General features: G+C 61.2%; 22 protein-coding genes. 12 read left to right on the top strand and 10 right to left on the bottom strand.

The window, feature by feature from the left end:
* The first annotated feature begins 24 nt into the window (after nt 1–24).
* From uvrB to AB7813_RS26230, 5 genes are all read left to right on the top strand, one after another.
* Nucleotides 25–3,060, top strand: coding sequence for an excinuclease ABC subunit UvrB (uvrB, locus tag AB7813_RS26250; protein ID WP_441228768.1), 3,036 nt, complete (start codon nt 25–27; stop codon nt 3,058–3,060).
* Between the two features lie 45 nt (nt 3,061–3,105).
* Nucleotides 3,106–3,402: a type II toxin-antitoxin system RelE/ParE family toxin gene (locus AB7813_RS26245; RefSeq protein WP_441228767.1), complete on the top strand. Its 297-nt coding sequence runs from the start codon at nt 3,106–3,108 to the stop codon at nt 3,400–3,402.
* A gap of 2 nt (nt 3,403–3,404) precedes the next feature.
* Nucleotides 3,405–3,692 (top strand): addiction module antidote protein, encoded by a 288-nt coding sequence (locus tag AB7813_RS26240; RefSeq protein ID WP_439073996.1) that lies wholly within the window; start codon nt 3,405–3,407, stop codon nt 3,690–3,692.
* 263 nt (nt 3,693–3,955) lie between these two features.
* Nucleotides 3,956–5,752 carry a DUF4209 domain-containing protein gene (locus AB7813_RS26235; RefSeq protein WP_441228766.1) on the top strand — a complete coding sequence of 599 codons (1,797 nt, stop codon included), beginning with the start codon at nt 3,956–3,958 and terminating at the stop codon, nt 5,750–5,752.
* A gap of 612 nt (nt 5,753–6,364) precedes the next feature.
* Entirely contained in the window at nt 6,365–6,613 is a 249-nt protein-coding gene (locus AB7813_RS26230; protein ID WP_441228765.1) for a hypothetical protein, read from the top strand.
* Nucleotides 6,614–6,616: 3 nt separating this feature from the next.
* On the opposite strand, the gene AB7813_RS26225 is transcribed toward AB7813_RS26230, so the two are convergent.
* Nucleotides 6,617–7,396, bottom strand: a complete 780-nt coding sequence (locus tag AB7813_RS26225) for a transporter substrate-binding domain-containing protein (RefSeq protein WP_441228764.1) — start codon at nt 7,394–7,396, stop codon at nt 6,617–6,619.
* Nucleotides 7,397–7,638: 242 nt separating this feature from the next.
* Between AB7813_RS26225 and AB7813_RS26220 the strand changes: the two genes are divergently transcribed.
* Entirely contained in the window at nt 7,639–8,343 is a 705-nt protein-coding gene (locus AB7813_RS26220) for a hypothetical protein (RefSeq protein WP_175367596.1), read from the top strand.
* Between the two features lie 3 nt (nt 8,344–8,346).
* Here the strand turns inward: AB7813_RS26220 and AB7813_RS26215 are convergent, their stop codons facing one another.
* Nucleotides 8,347–9,369 carry a S1C family serine protease gene (locus AB7813_RS26215; RefSeq protein WP_441228763.1) on the bottom strand — a complete coding sequence of 341 codons (1,023 nt, stop codon included), beginning with the start codon at nt 9,367–9,369 and terminating at the stop codon, nt 8,347–8,349.
* A 197-nt stretch (nt 9,370–9,566) separates the two neighbouring features.
* On the opposite strand from AB7813_RS26215, the gene AB7813_RS26210 reads away from it, so the two are divergent.
* A complete protein-coding gene (locus AB7813_RS26210; protein ID WP_120288607.1) occupies nt 9,567–10,889 on the top strand; it encodes a dicarboxylate/amino acid:cation symporter in 1,323 nt (440 codons plus the stop codon).
* 9 nt (nt 10,890–10,898) lie between these two features.
* Here AB7813_RS26210 and AB7813_RS26205 read toward each other — a convergent pair whose 3' ends face one another.
* Both AB7813_RS26205 and AB7813_RS26200 read right to left on the bottom strand, forming a co-directional pair.
* Nucleotides 10,899–11,213, bottom strand: a complete 315-nt coding sequence (locus tag AB7813_RS26205) for a (2Fe-2S) ferredoxin domain-containing protein (protein WP_441228762.1) — start codon at nt 11,211–11,213, stop codon at nt 10,899–10,901.
* A 34-nt stretch (nt 11,214–11,247) separates the two neighbouring features.
* Entirely contained in the window at nt 11,248–11,427 is a 180-nt protein-coding gene (locus AB7813_RS26200) for a hypothetical protein (protein ID WP_089261775.1), read from the bottom strand.
* A gap of 144 nt (nt 11,428–11,571) precedes the next feature.
* Between AB7813_RS26200 and AB7813_RS26195 the strand changes: the two genes are divergently transcribed.
* From AB7813_RS26195 to AB7813_RS26180, 4 genes are all read left to right on the top strand, one after another.
* A complete protein-coding gene (locus AB7813_RS26195; RefSeq protein WP_089261777.1) occupies nt 11,572–11,847 on the top strand; it encodes a hypothetical protein in 276 nt (91 codons plus the stop codon).
* A gap of 193 nt (nt 11,848–12,040) precedes the next feature.
* Nucleotides 12,041–12,472, top strand: coding sequence for a nuclear transport factor 2 family protein (locus tag AB7813_RS26190; RefSeq protein WP_068731173.1), 432 nt, complete (start codon nt 12,041–12,043; stop codon nt 12,470–12,472).
* Between the two features lie 121 nt (nt 12,473–12,593).
* Complete coding sequence (locus tag AB7813_RS26185; protein ID WP_441228761.1) at nt 12,594–13,490, top strand: hypothetical protein; 897 nt, start codon at nt 12,594–12,596, stop codon at nt 13,488–13,490.
* A 171-nt stretch (nt 13,491–13,661) separates the two neighbouring features.
* Nucleotides 13,662–14,102 carry a hypothetical protein gene (locus AB7813_RS26180; protein ID WP_089261783.1) on the top strand — a complete coding sequence of 147 codons (441 nt, stop codon included), beginning with the start codon at nt 13,662–13,664 and terminating at the stop codon, nt 14,100–14,102.
* A gap of 355 nt (nt 14,103–14,457) precedes the next feature.
* On the opposite strand, the gene AB7813_RS26175 is transcribed toward AB7813_RS26180, so the two are convergent.
* From AB7813_RS26175 to AB7813_RS26165, 3 genes are all read right to left on the bottom strand, one after another.
* Nucleotides 14,458–14,601, bottom strand: a complete 144-nt coding sequence (locus tag AB7813_RS26175; RefSeq protein WP_170849743.1) for a hypothetical protein — start codon at nt 14,599–14,601, stop codon at nt 14,458–14,460.
* 125 nt (nt 14,602–14,726) lie between these two features.
* Nucleotides 14,727–15,209 (bottom strand): MaoC family dehydratase, encoded by a 483-nt coding sequence (locus AB7813_RS26170; protein WP_320447013.1) that lies wholly within the window; start codon nt 15,207–15,209, stop codon nt 14,727–14,729.
* Between the two features lie 9 nt (nt 15,210–15,218).
* Nucleotides 15,219–15,677, bottom strand: a complete 459-nt coding sequence (locus AB7813_RS26165; RefSeq protein ID WP_441228760.1) for a MaoC family dehydratase — start codon at nt 15,675–15,677, stop codon at nt 15,219–15,221.
* Nucleotides 15,678–15,855: 178 nt separating this feature from the next.
* Here AB7813_RS26165 and AB7813_RS26160 point away from each other — a divergent pair, with 178 nt between their 5' ends.
* A complete protein-coding gene (locus AB7813_RS26160) occupies nt 15,856–16,179 on the top strand; it encodes a DUF4282 domain-containing protein (protein ID WP_068731168.1) in 324 nt (107 codons plus the stop codon).
* 128 nt (nt 16,180–16,307) lie between these two features.
* On the opposite strand, the gene ychF is transcribed toward AB7813_RS26160, so the two are convergent.
* Genes ychF through AB7813_RS26145 form a run of 3 tightly spaced genes read right to left on the bottom strand, consistent with a single transcriptional unit; the run spans nt 16,308 to nt 18,770 of the window.
* Complete coding sequence (gene ychF, locus AB7813_RS26155) at nt 16,308–17,405, bottom strand: redox-regulated ATPase YchF (RefSeq protein ID WP_231077932.1); 1,098 nt, start codon at nt 17,403–17,405, stop codon at nt 16,308–16,310.
* 9 nt (nt 17,406–17,414) lie between these two features.
* On the bottom strand, nt 17,415–18,038 hold the full coding sequence (pth, locus tag AB7813_RS26150; RefSeq protein ID WP_439062938.1) for an aminoacyl-tRNA hydrolase: 624 nt from the start codon (nt 18,036–18,038) through the stop codon (nt 17,415–17,417).
* A gap of 21 nt (nt 18,039–18,059) precedes the next feature.
* Nucleotides 18,060–18,770: a 50S ribosomal protein L25/general stress protein Ctc gene (locus AB7813_RS26145; RefSeq protein ID WP_068731165.1), complete on the bottom strand. Its 711-nt coding sequence runs from the start codon at nt 18,768–18,770 to the stop codon at nt 18,060–18,062.
* Nucleotides 18,771–18,991: the final 221 nt, after the last annotated feature.

Genomic DNA, 18,991 nt, shown 5'->3' with positions numbered 1-18,991 from the left:
CCGGACTCGCCCCATATTCCGCCCATGGCGAAGAAACCCGACTCTCCGAAAAAGCCCGCAAAATCAATCAAGACCCCCGCCGCCAAGCCTGGCGCCGGCCGTCCCGACGTCAAGCCGATCGGGCCTGCGCTGGCGGAACTGCTGAATCCCGCGATCAATCGCGGCGATGCCGGCATGGGCTCGGGCACCGGCCTGCAGCCACCGCCGAGTAATTCCTTCGAGCGTCGTTCCGGCGGCGAGGCCGCGGTGCATCGCGCGCGCAAATCGACGCCTAAGAAGTTCGAGGGCGACGATTTAGCAAGGTCTTCGGGCATGCGTCCGACGCCGCTGCAGCCGTTTCCCCAGCCGGTGGTCGCGCCCTATGCGCCGCGGCTGAGCGAGCAGAAGGGCCTCGAGGAAGCGCCGCAGGCGAATTACAACACCTCGGCCTCGATCCCGACGCTGGATCCGGAACTGGCCAAGCAGCTCGGCTTCACCACCGAGGAAGAAGACGCCGAGGCACTAACGGCACGGCCGCCGCGCAACAAGATGGAAGCCCTCGGCGTGCAGGCCACGGCCGATGCGCTGGAAGCGCTGGTGCGCGACGGCCGTCCGGAGTTCAAGGACCAGAAAGTCTGGACCCCGCATCGTCCGCCGCGTCCGGAGAAATCCGAAGGCGGCGTGCGCTTCGAGCTGAAGTCGGAATACGAGCCGAAAGGCGACCAGCCGACCGCGATCAAGGAACTGGTCGAGGGCATCGACCGCAACGACCGCACCCAGGTTCTGCTCGGCGTCACCGGCTCCGGCAAGACCTACACCATGGCCAAGGTGATCGAGGCGACGCAACGCCCGGCGATCATTCTCGCGCCGAACAAGACGCTGGCCGCGCAGCTCTATGGCGAGTTCAAGAACTTCTTCCCCGACAACGCCGTCGAATATTTCGTCAGCTATTACGACTACTACCAGCCGGAAGCCTACGTCCCGCGCACTGACACCTATATCGAGAAGGATTCGTCCATCAACGAGCAGATCGACCGCATGCGCCATTCGGCGACGCGCGCACTCTTGGAGCGTGACGACGTCATCATCGTGGCGTCGGTGTCGTGCATCTACGGTATCGGTTCGGTGGAAACCTATACCGCGATGACCTTCGCGCTGAAGAAGGACGAGCGCATCGACCAGCGCCAGCTCATCGCCGACCTCGTCGCCTTGCAATACAAGCGCACCCAGCACGACTTCACCCGCGGCACCTTCCGCGTGCGCGGCGACGTCATCGACATCTTCCCGGCCCACTATGAAGACCGCGCCTGGCGCGTGAACCTGTTCGGCGACACCGTGGAGAGCATCGAGGAGTTCGATCCGCTCACCGGCCACAAGCAGGACGAACTCGAATTCATCAAGATCTACGCCAATTCGCATTACGTGACGCCGCGGCCGACGCTGATCCAGGCGATGAAGTCGATCAAGGAAGAGCTGAAGTGGCGGCTCGACCAGCTGCACAATCAGGGCCGCCTGCTGGAAGCGCAGCGCCTCGAACAGCGCACCACCTTCGATCTGGAAATGATGGAAGCCACCGGCTCCTGCGCCGGCATCGAGAACTATTCGCGCTATCTCACTGGCCGCCGCCCCGGCGAGCCGCCGCCGACTTTGTTCGAATATGTCCCGGACAATGCGCTGGTGTTTGCCGACGAAAGCCATGTCTCGGTGCCGCAGATCGGCGCCATGTTCAAGGGCGACTTCCGCCGCAAGGCGACGCTGGCGGAATACGGTTTCCGCCTGCCCTCCTGCATGGACAACCGCCCGCTGCGCTTCGAGGAGTGGGACATGATGCGCCCGCAATCGATCGCGGTGTCAGCGACGCCGTCGGGCTGGGAGCTGCAGGAATCCGGCGGCGTGTTCGTCGAGCAGGTCATTCGCCCCACCGGCCTGATCGACCCCCCGATCAATATCCGCCCGGCCCGCACCCAGGTCGACGATCTCTTGGGCGAGGTCCGCGCCACCGCGGCCCAGGGCTATCGTTCGCTGATCACCGTGCTGACCAAGCGCATGGCGGAAGACCTCACCGAGTTCCTGCATGAGCAAGGCATCCGCGTGCGCTACATGCACAGCGATATCGACACCATCGAGCGTATCGAGATCATCCGGGATCTCCGCCTCGGCGCATTCGACGCGCTGGTCGGCATCAATCTCCTCCGCGAAGGTCTCGACATTCCCGAATGCGCGCTGGTCGCCGTGCTCGATGCCGACAAGGAAGGCTTCTTGCGTTCGGAGACCTCGCTGATCCAGACCATCGGCCGTGCCGCGCGTAACGTCGACGGCCGCGTCATTCTCTATGCCGACCAGATGACCGGCTCGATGACCCGCGCCATCGCCGAAACCGATCGCCGCCGCGAGAAGCAGGTCGAATACAACACGCTGCACGGCATCACGCCGGAAAGCGTGAAGAAGTCGATCGGCGACATCATGAACTCGGTCTATGAAGGCGACCGCGTGCTGGTGGATATCGGCGGCGGCATGGCCGAGGATGCCATCACCATCGGGCACAATTTCGAAGCCGTGCTGGCCGATCTGGAAGTGCGGATGCGCGAGGCCGCGGCCGACCTGAACTTCGAGGAAGCCGCGCGCCTCCGCGACGAGGTCAAGCGCCTGCGTGCCACGGAGCTGGCCGTGGTCGACGACCCCACCGTCAAGCAGCGCGGCGTCGCCGCACGCGGCGGCGGTTACAAAGGCGAGAAGAAATATGGCGATGCCGCCAACCTGCCCGCGCGTCTGGAAAAGGCCGCGCAAGGCAAGGCGCGCGGCAAATACGGCAAGAGTTCATCAGCGGGCGGCGCCTCGTCGAAAGTGCACAAGCCCGGGCTCGACGAGATGGGCATCGCGAACTGGCATGAAGTGAAGCCCGCCCGCGGCAAAGAGGTGGAACGTCCGCGCAAGCCGACGCTGGATGAAATGGGTCCGGGCACCGAGAGCAAGATCTTCCAGCCGAAGAACAGCCGCGAGTCCGGACCGGAGTTTGGCCCCGCGCCAAGATCAACCGGCGGCGCGCCGGGGCATCGGGGTGGGTGGAAGAAGAGGCCCTGATCCGCGCTCATTGACGAAAATGCATCTGTAGCGTATACGCTACAGATGCCGGTGATCAAGAGAACCGACGAATTCTCGATTTGGCTGAAAAATCTGCGCGATATCCGGGCGCGGGCTAAGATCTTGTCGCGCATCGATCGGCTGGAGCTTGGCAACCCCGGCGACGTTGCGCCAGTCGGTGATGGCGTCAGTGAGATGCGCATTCACTACGGACCAGGCTATCGGGTCTATTTCGTCCGTCGCGGCGACGAACTGATCATCCTGCTCTGCGGTGGCGACAAGAGCTCGCAAAGCGCAGACATCGCCGCTGCCAAGCAGCTCGCGCATCAACTGAAGGAGTGAGCATGGCCACCGTGACCCCATTCGATGCCGCCGACTATCTCGACAATCCAGAGATGATCGCCGCCTATCTAACTGAGGCTTTTGAATCGGAAGACCCGGCCTTGATCGCCAAGGCGATCGGCGCCGTTGCCCGCGCGCAGGGCATGACCGACGTTGCCGAGAAGACCGGCCTGTCGCGCGAGAACCTTTATCGCGCGCTCGGCGGTGATGCCAAACCGGAATTCGCGACGGTGCTGAAGGTGTTGCATGCACTCGGGATCAGTTTGGTGGCGCAGACAAGGGTGGCATGAAATGCGCGAAGATCTTTCTGTGACCGCAGTGCCTTCCTTCCTGCGGAACAACATCAAACGCCACCCTGATAGACTGCAGCCGCTACCGGCTGAGCTTTTTCAAAGGATAGTTGCCTTAACGCACGGCATGACGTTCGATCCCACCGAACCGATCGAGGGGCGACGTCGAGCTTTGAGCGACTAGCGCCCCGCCCTACGAAAGCACTCAGGCCCAAGAGCAATATATTATCTCGACACCTTTCCGAACTACGATCGGAATATCCATGATGTCCGCACTCGCCGTTCCAAGTTTTATTGAGGACATCGTCCAGCGCTTCGATGCCAACGAAGAGCCGTTTGATGAATTCACGATCGGCGGCGAGCTGAAGACCGCGCGTGGCGCTTTGATTGATCCGTCCGAAGCCGAAAATCTTGGTGCCTGGGCGGAAGTACTAGCGTTCGCTTTGGCAACTGGCCAACATGAAAACCCGTGGAATAACTACTTTGGCCCCATGGGGTCGGGCACAAACGCCGACGGCCAAATATTCTATTTCCCGGACATCACAGGGACCCCACCAGATGTTGTAACGCATTGGGCGGCCCGGGCACGATCTCTCAAGCATCCCTTCCTTAAATCGCGCTACGCTGATCTTGCGTGGGAAATGAGCGGCCTTATCGGTAAGCGTAAGCGTGATCCAGAGGACGCCCGGATCGCAATCGATTCCTACCTCAATGCAGTTCCACGCATGGCTGAGGACCACAACCAAGTGATGTTTGCGATCCGGGCACTCGACCTTGCCACTTTGATCGACGACAAGGACCGCACCGATCGGGCGCGCGCTACGCTAATGGATATGCATCGCGCATTGATGAAAACTCACGCTGGTATGTGGTGGTACACTGTTGACCGGCTACTTGAGGACAAAAAGGCAGGTGTCACGGATGCGGAGCGTGATGAACTAGTCGCTGACTTGGAAAGCATTGTCACGAAAGGCTCAAATACCGGAGATCCAACCCACTTCAACCCGCATGAGGTCAAGGATGCTGCCGAGCGTTTGATCTCGTATTACCGCCGCTTGAACAAGTTCGATGATATCAGGCGTCTCCACAAGGCCGTCGGCGATTCATTTGAACACTTCGCGAGTAACGCCGATCCGATGCTCGCGGCGGCATTGCTACAGACGGCCACCGATGAATACCGGGACGCAGGCTTGAAGGACGAGCGCGACCGTACCCGCATCCTTATGCAGCAGAAAATCGGCGCGGCTGGCGAAACTCTTCAATCGGTTGAGCATAAGATCGAGATCACCAAGGACGACATGGACAAGTTCTTGGACCTCGTTGTCGTTGATGACCTTGGCAAAAGCTTTGTGCGTATAACCCGAGAGTTCATGCTGAAACGTGGAGAGCTTGAAAAGGAAGTCCAAAAGACCCTGAAAGAAGCTCCGATTATGGCTCATATCACGCAAATGGTTATGGCCGACGATCACGTTGCCGCAAAGATCGGATCAGTAAGGGAGGATGCGTTCGGTCGCCTTTTCCATCAAGCCAAGTTCTCTTTTCAGTTTGCCACGCCTTGGCTAGCGCAAGCCTTCCGGCGCTTGTTTGAGAGGCACGAAGTAGTGGCCGAGCATTTTTCCGGATGGGCTAACCGTCACGGGTTGTTCGAAGATATGAGTTTATTGGTGGAAGGCGCCCGCGCATGGGAGCGCAACGATCACGTGAAGGCCGCGCATGTGCTTATCCCACAAATTGAGCGCGCGTTGCGGAAGATCGCGGATAGCCTCGGTGTGCCAGTTACCAAGCCTCACCCTAAAGTGTCCGGAACAAGCGTCGCCATCGGACTGGGTGAAATACTCTATAATGACAAGGTTGCAGAGGCCCTTGGGCCCGACGCCACACTACATTTTCAAGCGCTCTATGCCGATCCACGCGGCATGAATCTGCGAAATGAGATCGCGCATGGTTTGATGGATGCGGGTCAATTCTATTGGCACATCGGCAACCTCATTGTTCACTCACTTATGATGCTGGGCTTGTGGAAGGAGTTCGGCGACTTAAGTAAGAAACGGCGAGATTGAGGACGGATCAATAGGTTGAGAGTGGCTCGGAATCCCACCTTGACAAAATTCCCATAAGACTATATACTCTTCCCCGTCCTGCTCATGAGGGGCGCTTCTCGAGGGCGCTTTCGGAGTGGAGCAGGATACGGCGCCTGCGGACGTGCCTCGCAAGCACGGACTCGGGAGGTCCGGGGTCACCGTCCTGGCCCGCTACGGGGCTGCGCCGGAAACGGCTGGACGGGTGCGGGTGAAGGCAGGTGAAAGCCTGTCCGGAACGGAGGACTTTCATTAGTCCTGCCCAGTACCCGGAAGCACGGTCCCTGGAACAGAAATCGCCGTGATGGAGCGCCGCAAGGCGTTGCGCTGTGGATGGAACGGTGTCGCAACCGGACCGGACGCAGCGACTGACTATCAAGGTGCGCCTTGCGGCGCTCCATTCCCCTCAGTTTCGAGGGGAGAACGACAGCTCACCTCGGGGCTTTCGCCCGCGAGAACGATGTCACATGGCTGTTTGACATTCGAATCCGAGAGACACATGCGATGGCGCGTGCGGCCTGTTGAACCGTTTCGCCGCCCCGCCAACCAATCATGATGCGCGGCCATCACGCCGCATCGCGGTGGCAAGTGACAATGACCGAGTGGCAGTTGGCGATGATCGAGATCAGTGCGCTCAAGAAGCGGCTCGATGACGTCACGCGCGATCACGGCAGAACCCGCGACTATCTGATCGGACTGGTGTCGTGCATGGTGGCTGCGCTGGCGGCCGCGTTGTTTGAGCAATACGGCAGGACGGCCAGCAACATCTATACCCAGATCATCGTCTTCGTGATCGGTTTTTTCGTCGTCCGTCGCATCACGCGCTGGACGCTGAAAGGCTGACGCTCACTTCCCCGCCGGCGGCGCGACGTCGGCGACCTGGCCGCTGCGCTTGAGCGCGTCGGCGACGAAACCCGAGGCCTTCATCTCCTCGACGAAGGCGGCAAGATAGGCGACACCAGTCGTGCGCGGCTTGTCGGCGATGCGCGGCATGGCCATCGCCTGCTGGATCTCCTGGAAGTGACCGGACATCACGCGCATCTCCGGATGGTCCTTGGCATAGGCATCGAGCTGCTGGCGCACGCCGGCGGCGGCATCGAGCTTCTCGTCGAGAAACTTCCGGATCATCGCGCTGCCGCCGCCGGCATCGGCGCGCAGCACGGTGGCGTGCTTGATGGTGCGGGTGAGATAGAGGTCGTAGGCCGAGCCGAGGCCGACCGACATCCGTACGCCGTCCTTGTCGACGTCGTCGACACTCTTCAGCGGCGAATGCACGGGGACCATGTAGGTGCCCTCGATGATCACATAGGGCGCGGTGAAGATGATCTCCTGCGCGCGCACCGGCTCGATGGCGATGAAGCCGACATCCCAGGCGCCGGCCTTGGCGCCCTCGAACACCTTGCCTGCCGCCTCATAGGGCACATAGTCCACGGCCACGCCGAGACGCTTGGCCAGTTCGGCAGCGAGATCCGCCGAGACGCCGCGCGGCGCGCCGTCGGGGCCCTTCTGGGCCAAGACGCTGTTGCCGTAATTGATCGCGGCGCGGAGCTTTCCGGTGGGGGCGAGATCGCGCAGCACCTCGGGCGACGGTGCCGGTTGGGCGAAAGCCGGGACTGCAGCAGTCATGAAAAGCACCATCCATCGTAAAATACGCATCATAGGCCTCCCCGATTTCGGCGCGACCATGCCCGCAAACCCGCCGCGCGACAACCGGCGACCGGGCCTCCAATGACAGCGTGATTGGCCCGGCGCGACCAACCTCCGTTCGTCACGCGGACGGGATGGCTGATATGCCCGGCCGGGAATGCCTGTTATCGCACTGCGCGAACGTCTACACTGGTGCCCGTTGGCGCAGTGGGTGGCTTTAAGTGTTCGACGGTTTCTACAAATGCGACTACCGGGCGGGCGACGTGGTCGGCCGCAGCGTCATGTATTGCAAGGACGGCCGCATGCTGGGCGGCAACACCGCCTTCGCCCATATCGGCACCTATGAGGAAGCCGACGACGGCATCCATGCGGTGATCCACGGCCAGCGCCATCATGTGGGCTCGCAGTTTCGCACGCTCTATGGCGACGACGACGGCTCGATCCGCGTGCGTGGCATCCACGACGGCAAGAACTACAGGTTCACGGGCGGCGACGCGCAGGGCAAGGGGCCGGCCTTCGAATCCGTGATGACGCGGCTCGACGAAGAGGACTTCCCGGACACCGGCACGGTGGGCGATGGCGGCATCGCCAACGGACTGTATTCGCTGCACATGAAAACCCTCGACGGCGTCGAGGACGGGCTGACCGGCGTGATGCTGCTGTTCGACGGCCGCATTCTCGGCGGCGACGCCCGCTTCTATTATCTCGGCGCCTATGGTTCGGCCGGCGGCCGCTGGAAGGGCGAGATCGTCAATCAGGAACACACGCCCGCAGCCGGCGGGAGTTCGCTTTTCGCCGGCTATGAAGTGGGCATCGGCTTTTCCGGCAGTTGCAGCGACGGCTGCGCGGCCTTCGAAGCCACCGCCCTCGCCGGCAAACGCAGCCTGCGCCTCAAGGCCGAGCTGTCGCTGCTGCACAAGGCCTGATAGTTACGCGCGCGCCAGCACCTTACGTTCGACGGGATGAATGTCGATGGCGCGCAAGCGGCCCATCCGCAGCACGTCGATCTCGACCGTCCGATCGATACGGTCGCGATCAAGAATACGAATGAGATCATCGACGCCGTTCACCGGCACGTGATCGAGACTGACGACGACATCGCCAGGCAACAGACCAGCCTTGAACGCCGGACCGTCGGGATCGATCTGGTCGAGCAGCGCGCCCATGGTGTTCTCGATGCCGGCGAGCACCGCATGGCGGCGCGGGATCGGCGCGGTCTGGCCGGACACGCCGATGAAGGCGCGGCGGACATAGCCGTGACGGATAATCTCCGACAGCACGAATTGCGCGGTGTTGCTGGCGACCGCAAAGCAGATGCCCTGCGCGCCTTGGATGATGGCGGTGTTGATGCCGATCACCTCGCCGCGCGACGACACCAGCGCGCCGCCGGAATTGCCGGGATTGAGCGCGGCATCTGTCTGGATCACGTCCTCGATGTTGCGCCCGCTCACCGAGCGGATCGAGCGGCCGAGTGCCGAGACGACACCGGCAGTGACCGTGGATTCGAAGCCGAGCGGATTGCCGATAGCGACCACGAGCTGGCCGCGCTTCAGATTCTTGGAATTGCCGAGACCCGCATAGCGCAGGTCGCGCGCATTATCGGCCCGCAGCAAAGCGAGATCGGTATCGGGATCGGCGCCGAGCACGCGAGCATCGGTGACGACGCCTTCGGTGTCGCGCAGGCGAATATGCCTGGAATCGCCGACGACATGACTGTTGGTCAGGACAAGGCCGTCCGGCGAGATGACGATGCCGGAGCCCAGCCCACCGCGGTCGCGGGCATTTGGCGTCCTCGCGCCGGTCTCGACGCGCACGACCGCAGGACCGACGCGTTCGGTGACATCGATGACAGCGTTCGAATAGGCATCGAGCAGCGCAGCATCGTTCGGCACTGCGGCAACGGCGGGTGTCGCGGAATCGTCATTTAAGGGATGTGCGGTGATATCAAGCATGGCGATGCTTCCTTTGAGATTTAAATGGCCCCGGCGCGCACCACTGCAAGTGCAGCATGCACGGGAGACATGGCCGGGCTGCGCCGCGCTTTAACCTCAGGTCTGTTCAAAGCGTGACTTTACGCCGCAGCTCAGCGCACCTATGTTTTGCGCGCGGCTGTCGATGGTGATGAGCGCTTTCAAGGGACGAAACCACGATGGCCAAGCAACCCTGGTATCGCATTCTCTATATCCAGGTGCTGATCGCGATCGCGATCGGCGTCACCGTCGGCTACTTCTATCCGGATGCGGGCAAGGCCCTGAAGCCGCTCGGCGACGGCTTCATCGCGCTGATCAAGATGATGATCGCGCCGGCGATCTTCTGCACCGTGGTGCACGGCATCGCCTCCATCGGCGACATGAGCAAGGTCGGCCGCATCGGCGGCAAGACGCTGCTGTATTTCGAGACGGTCTCCACCCTGGCGCTACTGATCGGCCTCCTGGTCGGCCACTTCCTGCAGCCCGGCGCCGGCTTCAATATCGATCCCTCCACATTGGACGCGAAATCCGTCGCCAGCTATGTCAGCCGCGCCAAGGAGGAAAGCTTCGTCACCCATCTGATGGGAATCATTCCGACGTCCTATTTCGACTCGCTGGCCAAAGGCGATCTGCTGCAGGTGCTGCTGGTGGCGATCCTGTCCGGCTTCGCGATCTCGCATATGGGCAAGCCCGGCGAAAAGATCGCCGAAGGCGTTGATCTCGCCGGCAAGATGTTCTTCCGCATCATCGGCATGATCGTGCAGCTCGCGCCCATCGGCGCCTTTGGCGCGATGGCTTTCACCATTGGCTCGTTCGGCCTCGGCGCCCTCGTCAATCTCGGCTATCTGATCTTCACCTTCTATCTGGCGTCGCTGCTGTTCGTGCTGCTGGTGCTCGGCGGTATCGCGCGTGCCTTCGGCTTCTCGATCCTGCGTTTCATCGGCTATATCAAGGACGAGCTGCTGATCGTGCTCGGCACCTCGTCGTCCGAGACCGTGCTGCCGCGCATGATCACCAAGATGGAAGCGCTCGGCGCATCGAAGCCCGTGGTCGGCCTCGTGATCCCGACCGGCTACAGCTTCAATCTCGACGGCACCAATATCTACATGACGCTCGCTACGCTGTTTCTGGCGCAGGCCACCAACACGCATCTCACCTTCGGCCAGATGGCTGCAGTGCTCGGCGTGGCGATGCTGACATCGAAGGGTGCATCGGGCGTCACCGGCGCGGGCTTCGTGACGCTGGCCGCGACGCTGTCGATCATCCCCGATATTCCGATCACCGCACTGGCCATCATCGTCGGCATCGACAAGTTCATGAGCGAATGCCGTGCGCTCACCAATCTGATCGGCAACGGCGTCGCCACCATCGTCATCAGCCGCTGGGAAGGCGAACTCGATCGCCATCAGCTCCACGAGGCGCTGCTGCATCCGATCGATTTCGGCGAAGAGATGGAACGCCGCCCGCTGGGAGGAGAACTGCCGGAGAAATCGGCCGCCTGATCGCTCTATTTAGGGCACGCGATCCGGCATCAGCATCGCCACCGCCTCTGCGCTGGCGTCCGCACCTGACAGCAGCAGATACTGCCCGTTCTTTAACGTCGCGGCGCTCGCCACGACAACGGCGCGCTTCGGGCAGATGCCAAGGCAGCTCGTCAGCACCACGCGTGGACTTTTCACGTCCTGCTTCGCGCCGCGGCGTTTCAAGTCCGACTTGAGCGATTTGCGCAGCGCCTTGCCGTCATCAATGCGGCCAAGGCATTTCTTGCAGACAAGAACGGGTGACGCGCGGCGCAAGCGGGCGGTGACGACGGGTTTATTGGCCATTCCTCTTATATAGAAACCGCCCGCTGCATTGCGATCACCCCGACCGGCGGTTGCTCGTGTTCTGCGTGAGATTGCCGTGCGCCGCCTGCTCACGAATATTGTGCTTCTCGTCGTCGCGATGACCCTTGGTGTTATCGAGCGTCACCTTCGGCGCGCTGCCAGGTCCCTTGTCGCTGCAGTTATCTTCGGGAACGGGCTGGATGTGCTTGGTCATCGGGAATCTCCCTTGCAGATCGGGAGAAAACGCAGCCGCCCAAGCAGCGTTCCTTTCCCGGGCTCCGGCACATGAAATCGCCGCCCGCCGTTGAACCTTCTGGCGCCATTGTTTGACGCATAAAACATTGAGTGGGGGCGCTGCATGAAAATCGCGTTGCTGATCTTGCTGGGTTTGGTTCTGGGGTTGCTCGGTGGAGCGGCCGTGGGGATCGGCGCCGGCGTTGCCTGGGTCGAATTGTTCAAGACCAGCAATTTCGAGGGCTATAGCGCCATGCTTGTGTTTTTCACCTTCATGCCCATTGGCGCACTCCTCGGCGCCGTCGGCGGGGCCCTCCTGTTCGGCGTCATGGCTGCCCGCAATGGCGATGTCGCCATGGAACCGCTCCCCGTGCAGGACCACGAGCAGACATACCGGTAAGGTTATGCCGACGCCGCAATGCAGCTTAACGTTTTGGTGAGCAGCTCCTCACCACGAACATTTGTGCATTGCAAAATAAACCGTTGAATTTTAGCGAAATTATATTACTTCAGCTATCAAGCAATTTGTGCAGACCGCCCGGGCAACGTTGCCCCGGCGCGCAAGTGTTTCAACCATTTTCAGGACTATCCCAATGACAGAGCATAGCCTCTGGCGTTTCTCGCGCGCGTTGCATCGCGCCATCAACGAACGCCAGCTCGACCACCTCACTGACATCATCGACGACAATATCGAGTGGGCGGTCTACGGGCCGATTGATATGTTTCCGTTTCTCGGCGCACGCCACGGCAAGGCTGCCGTGCTCGATGTCTGCAAGCAGATCGCCGACAATGTGCGGGTGCATCGCTTCGAGCGTGAGTCGATGATCCTTGGTGATGAATCTGGCTCTGCAATGATGCGCTTCTCGCTGACCGCACTGGATTCGAACCGTCCCATCAGCCTGCGGCTGGCGCAATTCGCGCAGTTCAAGGCCGGGCGTCTGACCAGCATGCGCGTGGTCGTCGATACGTTCGACCTGGTCGAACAGGCATTGGGCCGGCCTATCCATCTGCCGAAGATCGCCTGAGCGGCACGGCGATTGCCAATCGCCACGTCCATCCCCAGCGAAATGTTGCGACGCCACAATTCCGCCGGGTCTGATGGTATTATGTGCCAATCGATCCGCGATCTTGCTGGGCAGTGGCACGATGGCTTCAATCAAACCGACATATTGGGCGCTCATCGCAGCACTCGGCGGAACCGCGTTTGCCTTTCCGGTTCACGCGCAGAATCCGTGGCGCGGTCTCGTCGATGTTGCGCCGCCTCCCGGTGAAATAGAGCAGGTCGACACGGCAGCCACTCCTCCTGCCGACGCCCCGGAACCCGACTGGAGCCTCTTGAATACCGACGATTCGCCGACGGCGAAGGCATCGCTCCGCGAGAAGCGCTCGTCGCTGATCGTCGGCAGCCCGTCGTCCAGCTGGACTTCCAACGACAGCAACGGCACCTCCGCGCTCTCGGTCAAGCAGTCGGTTACGCCGTTCTGGGATACCCGCGTCGGCGCCGACATCAATGTCGCGCGGCAAAACGCGCCGCGCAGCGCAGCCGATGCCTACCGCAACCAATTCGGCGACGGCACGGCGCAGGCCCAATCGGGCGGCGCAGCCTGGGCGGCCGCGACTGCTCCCGGCGTGGGCTCAATCTGGGACAAGACGGCGATCGAAGCGCGCGTCGATCCGGGCGCGGATCAAACCAAACTGGGCACTTCGCTCAGCAAGTCGGTACCCATTGCCGGCGATCAGTATTCGCTGACGCTGCAGAGCGGCTACAACGTGATCCAGCAAGGCAGCATTCCAGCCATTGGCTACAACGGGCGCCCGACGCGCAGCTATGAGACCGATCAGCTCGCGCGCTTCAACATTACCGATACCGGCACCAGCTTCATCGCCGGGCAATCGCTCGCCACCACCGATGACAAATGGCTGCGCAAGTTCGGCGCCGAGCAGAAGCTGTTTGGCGGCGTCAACGTCTCCGGATCGATCAGCGAGACCGTTCAGGGCGTGACCAACAAGACGTTCTCGGCCGGCTTCAAGCATAGTTGGTGAATTAAGTTTTAATACACTTTGCCAGAGGATTGCCGGCAAAGATCGGCGCCCTGCCGCATATTCGCCGCTATCTCGTCAAAATCCACTGCGCAGATGTACACGTAAATTTGTCATGCGGGGGACCGCGCTCGCTCATTGTGAAGTCCGCTTCACACAAACAAGGAAGAGCTGATGAGTGCCATTCGTTCAGAACAGACAGAAGCCAAAGATGACGACAGCAACCTCGCCGCTGTGTCTGAAGTCGAAGCGGGTATCCGCGACTTCGTGCGCAACGATATCGCTTACCTCCGTCGTCCGGTGCCTGGCATGGTGAACAACAGCAGTGAAACCACCACCGGCACCGAAGCGCCGCTGGAAGCGACGACCGAAGCGACTGTGAACAGCGTCAATTCGCTGATCCAGCGCGTCGCCGGCACCTCGCTCGGCGAGATCGAGAAGCTGGTTTCCGAACTCGAGAGCCTCCGCGACCTGCTCCACGCCGAAGGCCAGCGCGTTCAGCGCGAGATCTCGGGCTACGCCCAGCTCAGCCAGGCCGCGATGAAGTCGACCCGCCTGATCGCCGACAACGTCGCGCAGTGGAAGCGCACCGCTGACGGCCTGCGTCACGACTGATCGGCACTAGACCACCCGAATCAGAAGCCGCCGCCCGAAAGGGCGGCGGCTTTTTCATGAGCTCGTTCAATTGAACTTTATTCGTTTTGTTCCCGACCAACGGTTACGCAGCACCTGCGAACTGCTTTTGGGGGAATCGATCCGTGGAGACCATTCGGCCGAACAACACCGATCCCATTCCGGCGCGCAGCAACGCGCCCAGGATGGGGACCATTATCTTGCGCTTTGTCGGATTGCTGTTGGTGGCCGTGGCATTGCTCGCCTGGGCCTGGAGTCGCTGAGGTCGCCATCATCGACCCCACTCACGAAAAAACCCGCGCAGTTCGGCGCGGGTCTGGTTAGCAACTCGTAAAAATTACTCGCTAACGACCGCGCTGCTCTCGAGCGTATAGGCGCCATCGGCATAACCCTTGACCACCATGCACGTGGCCAGCATCACCGCAAGCGTCACGCTCGCAAAGATGAAGCCCACAAATTTCAATCCGGTGCGGTCAGCCATTGTCGTCCCCAAAATCGTCCTGCGAAGTGTCGTCTCGGTCGTCATACCTGTAAGTCGCAGATCACGCTCACAAGGTTCAGAACCCCTTAACAGAGCTAGGGTTCCATCGATAAAGTTTGAAATGGTTAAGCCGCGTCGCCCCGTTGCGGCAGGAAGACCGAACCAAGGAAGCTGTAGACCTCCTCGCCGCGCTGATTAACGGCAACGTTCTTCGACTGCAAGATGCCCCAGCCCGGACGCGTCGCGGTCGCGCGCACGGAAACAACCTCGCTGCTATAGGTCAGGGTATCGCCGGCGAGAACAGGCCGGGTCCAGCGCAAATCACGAAAACCGGGAGATGGACCGCCGACTGGAGGCTCTTCGCCACGCGCCTCTGCCTCCGCCTTTGCGCGCTGGCCATCGGCGACCAGCAACTTCATGCACACCGACGCCACGTGCCAGCCCGACGCAGCGAGACCACCGAATAGCGATTTGCGGCCGGCCTCTTCATCGAGATGGAACGGTTGCGGATCGAATTGCCTGGCAAACGCCTTGATCGACTCCGCCGTGAACGTGAACGAGCCGAGCTCGCGGCGCATACCGATTTGGATGTCTTCCAGATAGCGCATGCTGCGACCCTAGTTCCCGGAGGCGAGTTCACGCACCCCGATCATGATCGGGGTGATCATCTCGGAAATCGTCTGCCCCTTGGCATTGCGTGTGCTGAACTTGAATTTGACGATGCCCAAGGTCGGCCGGCTTTGCGATGCGCGCGCCTCGACCACTTCGACATCCAGCGTCAGATCGTCGCCGGGGCGAAACGGCGCGAGCCATCGCATCTGATCCACGCCCGGCGAGCCCATCGATGCGGTCTTGTGCAGAAATCCGTCATAGATCATCCGCATCATCAGCGAGCACATGTGCCAGCCGGAGCCGGAAAGTCCTTTGAGCATCGATGCGCTTGCGGCAACTTCATCGAGATGCATCGGCTGCGGATCGTATTCTTTCGCATAGGCGATAATCTCGTCGCGCGTAATATGGCGCGGCCCGAAGGTCCCGAAGTGGCCGGGCTTAAAATCTTCAAATGTCAGGGTCATAATGGGGAATGCCGTCGAGGAAGCCTGATTGTGGCCGTTATTTGCAGCAATCTCAACCCGGTCGCTTGCATGGCTTTCCCGCGATCCTGCCCGTCAATGTGGTCGGGCCGGGATATTTGAAGCCGTTTCTCAATGCAATTGAATTTGTCACTCATCTACACGGCGGGGGATTTCACCGATGTTCGAATTTCGCGATCTGTTTCAGTGGGACCGTTTCATCACACCCACAATCATCAAGACGTTCTACTGGCTGGTGATCGCACTGATCATTCTGTTCGGCATTTCCGGGATCTTTTCGGGTCTCGCCGCAATGGCCATCAGCCCGTTCGGCGGTTTCGTCCTCGTGATGTCGAGCCTCGCCAGCGTGATCGTCGGCATCATCTTCGCGCGCATTGCGGCTGAGTTCGTTCTGATCGTGTTCCGCATCAACGAACACCTCGGCGCGCTACGGGATCAGGGGCAAAACCTCGGGCAGGATCACGGCCACGGCCAGCAGTACTGAGAACTACCGCGCTCTCAACCGTCATTGCGAGGAGCCCTTGCGACGAAGCAATCCAGTCTTCGCTTGTGGCTCCTGGATTGCCGCGTCGCTTCGCTCCTCGCAATGACGGGGAGAGGATTGAGAATATCTTACGTGTTGAACCGGAAATGCAGCACGTCGCCGTCAGCGACGACATATTCCTTGCCTTCCAGCCGCAGCTTGCCGCCATCGCGCGCGCCGGCTTCGCCGCCGAGCCTGACATAGTCTTCATAGCCGATGGTTTCCGCGCGGATGAAGCCCTTCTCGAAATCCGTGTGGATCACGGCTGCAGCTTGCGGTGCCTTGGTGCCCTGGGTGATGGTCCAGGCACGAGCTTCCTTGGGGCCGACGGTGAAGTAGGTGATGAGGTGCAGCAGCGAATAGCCTGCACGGATCAGGCGATCGAGGCCCGCTTCTTCAAGCCCGAGCGTATCGAGGAATTCCGCACGTTCGGCACGTGACAGCGTCGCGATTTCGGATTCGATCTTGGCCGAGATGGCGACCGCAACAGCGCCCTCCTTCTCAGCATGTTCTGCAACCCGCTTCGAGTATTCGTTGCCTTCGCCCGCCGCGCCTTCTTCGACGTTGCAGACATAGAGAACAGGCTTGGAGGTCAGCAGGCCGAGCATTCCGAAAGCGCGCTCTTCCTCGGGCTTGCGCTCGAGAAAACGCGTCGGCTTGCCGTCGCGCAGCAACACCAAAGCGCGCTGGACCAGATCGAGCTGTTCCTTGGCGTCCTTGTCGTTGCCCTTGGCCTTCTTGGTCAGGTTATCGATGCGCTTCTCGCAGGAATCCAGATCCGCGAGCATCAGCTCGGTCTCGATGATCTCGATGTCGGCGAGCGGATCGATCTTGCCTTCGACATGGGTGATGTCGTCATCGATGAAGCAACGCACCACATGCGCGACGGCATCGACTTCGCGGATCGTGGCGAGGAACTGGTTGCCAAGGCCTTCGCCCTTCGACGCGCCTTTCACCAGGCCCGCAATGTCCACGAAGGTCAGGCGCGTCGGGATGATCTGCTGCGACTTGCCGATCTCGGACAATTTGTCGAGCCGCTTGTCCGGCACCGCGACTTCACCGACATTCGGCTCGATGGTGCAGAACGGATAGTTCGCAGCCTGCGCCGCGGCAGTTTCGGTGAGCGCATTGAACAGCGTCGATTTGCCGACATTCGGCAGTCCGACGATCCCGCATTTGAATCCCATGACCCTGTCCTAATTCTTCGACGGCTTCTCAGCGGAGCCGTTGTCGTCCTTCGACGTGAAACCCTTGGCCTGCATCGTCAGATGCACCTTGTTCTGAAACGACGAGTCCTGACCACCGACCAGCAGGCCGACATGGTCCGACACCGCATCGTTGAACGCTTCGAGCTGAGGCCGTTCGGCCTTGGCGAAATCGCTCAGCACGTGATTATGGACCAGCTCCTTGGCACCGGGATGTCCGATGCCGAGGCGAACGCGCCGATAGTCGTTGCCTATATGCGCGGAGATCGAGCGTAGACCGTTATGTCCGGCAATGCCGCCGCCGACCTTCACGCGCACCTTGGCGAATGGCAGTTCGAGCTCGTCGTGAAACGCGGCGATGTCGCCGAGTGAAATCTTCAAATAGGCGGACGCTTCCTGCACCGAGCGGCCGGACTCGTTCATGAAGGTCATGGGCTTCAGCAGGATGACGCGCTCACCAGACAGCGTGCCTTCCGAGGTCTCGCCCTGAAAGCGACGGCGCCACGGTCCAAAACCGTGGCGCCGCGCGATATCATCGAGAACCATGAACCCGATATTGTGCCGGTTGCCCTGGTATTTGGCACCAGGGTTTCCGAGTCCAACAAAGAGAAGCATGACGCGGAGCTCCGCGCCGGGTTACTTCTTCTTCGCCGGAGCGGCGGCAGCGGCCGGAGCCTTTGCACCAGCGGCGGGGGCCTTGGCGCCGGCAGCCGGAGCCTTGGCACCAGCAGCCGCGGGAGCCGCAGCAGCAGCCGCAGGGGTCGCAGCTTCTTCACCGTAGCCCGACGGCGGCACGATGGTGACCAGCGTCAGGTCGGCATCGCGCGCCAGCGTCTTCACGCCCTTCGGCAGAACAACGTCGGTGATGTGCAGCGACGTGCCGATATCGAGCTGGCCGACATCAACTTCGAGGAACTGCGGAATGCTCTCGGCTTCGGCTTCCAGTTCGATCGTGTGGGTCACGATGTTGATGGTGCCGCCACGCTTCACGCCCGGAGCGCCTTCAGCGCCCTTGATGTGTAGCGGAACGCTGACGCGGATGGTCGCGCCTTCGCCGAGGCGGAGGAAGTCGACGTGGAGCGGGAAGTCCTTGACCGGGTCGAGGTGGAAGTCGCGCGGAATCACGCGGTGCTTCTTGCCCTCGAGCTCGATGTCGTAAATCGTGGTGAGGAACCGGCCTGCCAGAATGCGCTGACGCAGTTCGGCATCATTCACCGAAATCGCCACCGGGGGCTTGTTGTCACCATAGATCACTCCGGGCACTCGGCCGGCGCGACGCTCTGCCCGTGCGGCCCCCTTGCCGCCGACCGGACGTGAGGTCGCCTTCAATTCCTTGACGGTCGCCATCGTTTAAGTCCTTGTTTTCTAAAAGTTAAAGGCCGCAATGCGGCCCGTTTTCACGCTGCAGCAAGCCTCCAGGGGTGCGGGGGCTGCGGACGTGGGCGGCTTCTACCGCCGAAACGCCAAAAAGACAAGGAAATGACAGGCTTTTTCTTCGTCTGCGGAGCCCTTCCAGGGGCCTATTTTAGCCATTTGTGAACAGGCAGCCGATGTCCGGCGCGCAGTGC

The sequence above is a fragment of the Tardiphaga sp. 20_F10_N6_6 genome (assembly GCF_052076045.1).
GTDB lineage: Bacteria > Pseudomonadota > Alphaproteobacteria > Rhizobiales > Xanthobacteraceae > Tardiphaga > Tardiphaga robiniae.
Note: the sequence above shows the minus strand (reverse complement) of the source record. Positions and strands in the feature narration are given on the sequence as shown.